This is a genomic window from Nonomuraea sp. NPDC048826, from assembly GCF_043198225.1.
Taxonomy (GTDB): domain Bacteria; phylum Actinomycetota; class Actinomycetes; order Streptosporangiales; family Streptosporangiaceae; genus Nonomuraea.
This window is the reverse complement of sequence record NZ_JBICUQ010000029.1, coordinates 1-1663: the sequence shown is the minus strand read 5'-3', so window position 1 is coordinate 1663 and position 1663 is coordinate 1. Positions and strand designations below refer to the sequence as shown.

Annotated in this window: 1 protein-coding gene; it reads left to right on the top strand. The window is 66.7% G+C overall.

Annotated elements, in window-relative coordinates; translation table 11 throughout:
- Nucleotides 1-117 precede the first annotated feature (117 nt).
- Nucleotides 118-1647, top strand: coding sequence for an IS1634 family transposase (locus tag ACGFI7_RS41740; protein ID WP_393415418.1), 1530 nt, complete (start codon nt 118-120; stop codon nt 1645-1647).
- The last annotated feature ends 16 nt before the right edge of the window (nt 1648-1663 follow it).

Genomic DNA, 1663 nt, shown 5'->3' with positions numbered 1-1663 from the left:
ACCTGACTTGGCTCACGTTTCAAGATCACGACTGAGTGCAGGCCGCTGACCTTGTGGTTCTCCGCTGAGGGCGGCGAAAGTGCGCACTAAATCGATCACGTCTCTACGCTGGTGGCCGTGTCTCCGTACGTGCGGACGGTGAAAACCGCGTCAGGTGCCCGTGCGGTACAGATCGTGTACTCCTCCCGCCGCGGGTCTCGGGAGATCGAGCACATCGGCTCGGCGCACGACGACGCCGAGCTGGAGACGCTCAAGGCGGTGGCACGGCAACGGCTGGCCGCCGGACAGCAAGAGCTGGACCTGGGCCTGGAAGGCGGCCCGGCATCGGGCGGCCCGCTTGAAATCGTCGACTCGCGAATGGAGCACCTGCACGACGCGCTGGACCGTGCCTACACCTCGCTCGGATTCGACACCGCAGCCGAAGGCGATGAGGTGTTTCGGCAACTGGTGCTCGCACGGGTCATCGAACCGACCAGCAAGCGCGACAGCCTGCGCGTTCTTGCCGAGGCCGGAATCGGAGCCGCCTCCTACGCGACGGTCAAGCGCCATCTGCCCACCTTCGCCAAGCCGCAGTGGCGCCAGGCGCTGGCGGCAGCATGCGCAGCGCACGCGCGGCTGGGACCGGCCAGCCTGGTGCTGTACGACGTCTCGACTCTGCACTTCGAGACCGACGCCGGCGACGGGTTCCGCGAGCCGGGATTCTCCAAGGAACGCCGCCTGGACCCGCAGATCACCATCGGGCTGCTCACCGACGCCTCCGGGTTCCCGCTGATGGTGGCCGGTTTTGAGGGCAACAAGGCCGAGACGCACACCATGCTCCCGGTCATCACCGAATTCATGGCCGCACACAACCTGCCGGACGTCACGATCGTGGCGGACGCCGGGATGATCTCCGAGGCGAACAAGCAGGCCATCGAGGCCGCAGGGCTGTCGTTCATCCTCGGGGTGAAGATCCCCGAGGTCCCGTATGCGGTCAAGCAGTGGCGACGCGACAACCCCGGCATCCCGATCCCGGACGGGCACATCTTCGTCCAGCCCTGGCCGTCTGGCGCGGCCCGGCCCCGCCGCGACCAGATGATCTACTACCAGTACCGGGCCGACCGCGCCCGGCGCACCCTGCGCGGCATCGACGAGCAGGTCACCAAGGCCCAGCGCGCCGTCGACGGGCAGGCGCCGGTCAAACGCAACCGGTTCATCAAGCTGACCGGCGCCGCCAAGAGCGTCAACACCGAACTGGTGGTCAAGGCCAAAGACCTGGCCGGGCTCAAGGGCTACATCACCAACCTCGCCGCCTGCCCCGACGGCACGCCCGTCACCGCCCAGTTCGTCATCGATTCCTACCACCGGCTGTTTGAGATCGAGAAATCCTTCCGGATGAGCAAGCACGACCTCAAAGCGCGGCCCATCTACCACCACAAACGCGAATCCATCGACGCGCACCTGACGATCGTGTTCGCCGCCCTGGCCGTCGGCCGGTGGATCGAAGCCCGCACCGGATGGTCGATCAAAAAGTTCGTCCGCACCGCTCGCCGCTGCCGCACTATCCGCATCCAAGCCGGCGACCACGTCCTGACCGCCGCCGACCCCCTGCCACCCGGCCTACGCAACGCGCTCAAGCAGATCCACGCTCCCGAAGGTGCGCACTAAATTGAGCCAACTCAGG